Below are 3,859 nucleotides of genomic sequence, written 5' to 3' on the forward strand. Positions count from 1 at the left end.
GCCAAGCTTTTCTGGTCGGAACCCCCTAAGCCGAGTTTTCAAGGTGCTGCGCCGTCCACTTGGTTTTCGAGACTGGCCTTTTAATTCTAACGTAAAGCCGCCGTTCTACGGCGGGGTTTCAGACCCAAAATTTCCGATGAAAATCGAGACCAAGGACGATCTCATAGAAGAAATTCTCGCTGCATGGAAAGACCGAATCGGTGATGACTACCTGGGTTACAGGGGTCATGTCTATCGAATGTTCAATTTCTGTTTGGCCCTCCATTCCTGCACCGAAGAAGAAAAAACCAAGTTAGCGATCGCCGCCTGCTTTCACGATCTGGGTCTTTGGTCGGCTCATACCGTGGACTACATCCCACCTTCGGTGTTTGAAGTAAAGAGGTACTTATCCGAAACTGGGCGAGAGGAATGGTCTGAGGAAATTGGACTAATGGTCGAGATGCACCATAAGGTTCGCACCTACAAGACAGACCGCCATCCGCTGGTGGAACTATTCAGAAGGGGCGATTTAGTTGATTTCTCCCTTGGTTTCTTTAAGTTCGGCATTCCTCCCGCCTATGTGGGCGAGGTCAAAAAGGCGATTCCAAATAACGGATTTCACCGCTTTCTCATAAAAGGAGCGCGCCAGTGGTTTGCAAAACATCCGTTTAGTCCGCCACCCTTCATGAAGTGGTGATGCGATGTCTGATCCCGTAGGATGGTTTGGCACAGCGTAACCCGTCAAAAACATTGATGATTAAAGGCGATCATTTTTGGGCATTGCCAAATTTTCCTCAACTTGGCGATCGCTTTTGGGGCAGGGGGAGGAGCGATCGCATCTATCCTAGGGTAGAACGCTGATTGCAAAGGATGGTCAGTCAGCCAGATAGTCAACAGTTTACCCGAAAAAGCTAGATTTTGTCACAAAATTTAGTATTACTTAGGGCTGTGTATAAAAAAGTTGCGAATTGTTAACCCTAGCTTTGCTAGGAACGCAAAATATGATATTGTTACCCCAAGGCCGTAAAAAACGGCAAGCTTTTCAGTCTTTTTAAACATCAGGTCGCTACATTCTACAGCTATTTTCGCTCAAAAAAACCGATTTTCTAGGCATTCCTATGACTTATCTTGTTGAAAATCCTTCTACAACCTTTTATTCCTATACCGATACGGGGGTTGATCCCCTGAAAACCGCTCACGGAGTTTATATCACGGTTCACGGACATTTTTACCAACCACCGCGAGAAAATCCCTATCTAGACAGAATTGAACGGCAACCGAGCGCCCATCCCTTCCACAATTGGAATGAACGCATCCATCACGAGTGTTATCGTGCCAATGCTTTTGCACGCATTTACAATGACCGGGGGGAAGTGATCAAAATAGTTAATAACTACGAATATCTCAGCTTTAACATCGGGGCCACCCTCATGTCATGGATGCAATCCCATGATCCCGAAGTTTACCAACGCATCCTGGCAGCGGATCAAAAAAGTTGTCAACGCTTAAACGGTCATGGTAACGCCATCGCCCAGGTCTATAATCATATCATTCTGCCCCTAGCCAACAAACAGGACAAATACACCCAAATTCGTTGGGGAAAAGCCGATTTTCAGCACCGTTTCGGCCGCGATCCCGAAGGAATGTGGTTAGCGGAAACAGCCATTGATTTAGCCACAGTGACAGCTTTAATCGATGAAGGGATTAAATTCACCATTTTAGCCCCTTCCCAGGCCCTGCGCTGTCGTCCTTTCCCTAGCGACCATGATCCCCATCCCCAATGGCACGCGGTGGCCGGAGGTCAAATCGATCCCACCCGTCCCTATCGCTGTTACATCCCCGATGGTCGTTATCTGGATATTTTCTTCTACGATGGTCCAATTTCTCGCGATATGGGCTTTAATGATGTCCTAGCCAGTAGTGATTTTCTCGTCGGTCGTCTGGGACAAGCAATTAAAGGGGATCATCGTCCCTCCCAGTTAATCAGCGTCGCTACCGATGGGGAAACCTTCGGCCACCACAAACAGGGGACAGAGAAGTGTCTTAGCTATGCTTTTACGGAATCTTTCCCTAAAAACGGCTGGACAGTCACCAATTTCGCCCATTATCTCAGTATTTGCCCCCCCACTTGGGAAGTGGAATTAAAACCCGTAACTGCGTGGAGTTGTGTCCATGGCGTAAATCGTTGGCAGGATGACTGTGGTTGCGGGGGAGGGGGAAATTACCAGCAAAAATGGCGTAAACCCCTGCGGGAGTCCCTAAATTGGCTCAGAGATGAGTTGATTAAGGTCTATGAGATTCAGGGACAGGAATTTTTCCGGGATCCTTGGCAGACAAGGGATGACTACATTGCAGTTATTTTAGATCGATCCCCAGACGCGATCGAACATTTCCTGGCCCTGCATCAAAGTCGTACCCTGAGTAAAAGCGAGAAAATCGATGCTTTGCGTTTATTAGAAATGCAAAGACAAGCTTTATTGATGTTTACCAGTTGTGGCTGGTTTTTTGAGGAAATTTCTCGACCTGAAGGTACGCAAATTTTGAGATATGCTGGCCGGGCCCTGGAATTAGCCGGAGAAGTGGCTGGAATTCAATTAGAAATGAATTTCCTCAGTCGTCTAGCTTTCGCTCCCAGTAACGTTAAGTTATATCAAGATGGGGCCGATGTCTATCGACAATTGGTCACTTCTGCGCGGGTCGATTTGGAACGGGTGGCGGCCCATTACGCCATTAGTTCCCTATTTACCAATTATCCTAGTCATCATCGGATTTATTGTTACAATACCCGTCAATTAGATTATCAAAAACAAGCGATCGGGTCTTTAACTTTAGCAGTGGGACAGGTGGAATTAACCTCGGAAATTACCGAAGAAAGTGAACATTTTGTCTTTGCTGTTCTACATTTAGGAGGTTGGGATTTTTACTGCTGCATTCAACCGTTTAACAGTCGGTTAATCTATACCAATCTTAAGGATCATCTCTTTGAATCTTTACAACAGGCCAGTGTTTCGACCATGATCGTAGAAATGGGGCGCGGATTGGGAGAAAACTTCTTTGCTTTACCCCATCTTTTTGCCGATGAAAGACACCGGATCATGCAGAAGGTGACAGCCGAAACTAAAAAACGTCTCGATCAACTATACACCCAAGTTTATCGGGATAATTACGGCATTTTAGCGGCTTTCCAACGGGATGAGCTGCCCGTACCTCAAGAGTTACAGGTAGCGGCCGATATTGCCATTTCTCACCGTTGTTTACAGGTGATTACTGCCCTAGAAAAGGATTTTGAGCATCGGCAAGCGACGGAGAATAATCTCGATCAATTATTTGCTATTGCTAAGGAGGCCAATCATTTACACTGTCAATTAAACATCCCCGAAGCGCGTCAAATCTTAGAAAGTCTGCTCTGGCAATCTCTTGGGAAATTATTACACGATGGCGATCCTTTAACGGCGGAGGAGGATACTCGCTTAATCACCCGTTTAATTGAAGTTAGCCAACAATTAAAGCTAGGATTATCCCTCGATCGCTCTCAGGAATTATACTATTATTACTTCCATGATCGTCTAGTTCCTAATTCTTTGCGGTCTAATTCAATAGATGTTTCCTGTCCCTGGCCGATGACTCAATTAAAATGGTTATTACTATTAGGACAGGTGTTAAAAGTTGATGTGAGTATTTGGCTGTGAAATCAGTCAAAGGGTGGGCAATGCTCACCCTTTGATGATTAAGTGGGTTAGGTGTTGACATCCTCGCCGCCCTAAAAGTGCGGCGATTCCTAAACCTCACGATTTAAGTTTCTGCTTCCACCACCGTCGCATACCACAGTTAAAAAACCATGTACTGTCTTACACAGAGTCCACAGACTTTCGCCCCATTT

The 3,859-nt window shown here is 45.9% G+C and carries 2 protein-coding genes; both read left to right on the top strand.

Translation table 11 applies throughout. The features are described 5' to 3' along the window. On the top strand, positions 1-676 hold a 676-nt coding region (locus O9324_RS09575; protein WP_288140055.1), incomplete at its 5' end, for a hypothetical protein. Between the two features lie 421 nt (positions 677-1,097). Beyond that, positions 1,098-3,668 carry a DUF3536 domain-containing protein gene (locus O9324_RS09580; protein WP_288140056.1) on the top strand — a complete coding sequence of 857 codons (2,571 nt, stop codon included), beginning with the start codon at positions 1,098-1,100 and terminating at the stop codon, positions 3,666-3,668. Positions 3,669-3,859 lie beyond the last annotated feature (191 nt).

Source organism: Microcystis sp. LE19-84.1B (assembly GCF_027531875.1).
GTDB lineage: Bacteria > Cyanobacteriota > Cyanobacteriia > Cyanobacteriales > Microcystaceae > Microcystis > Microcystis panniformis.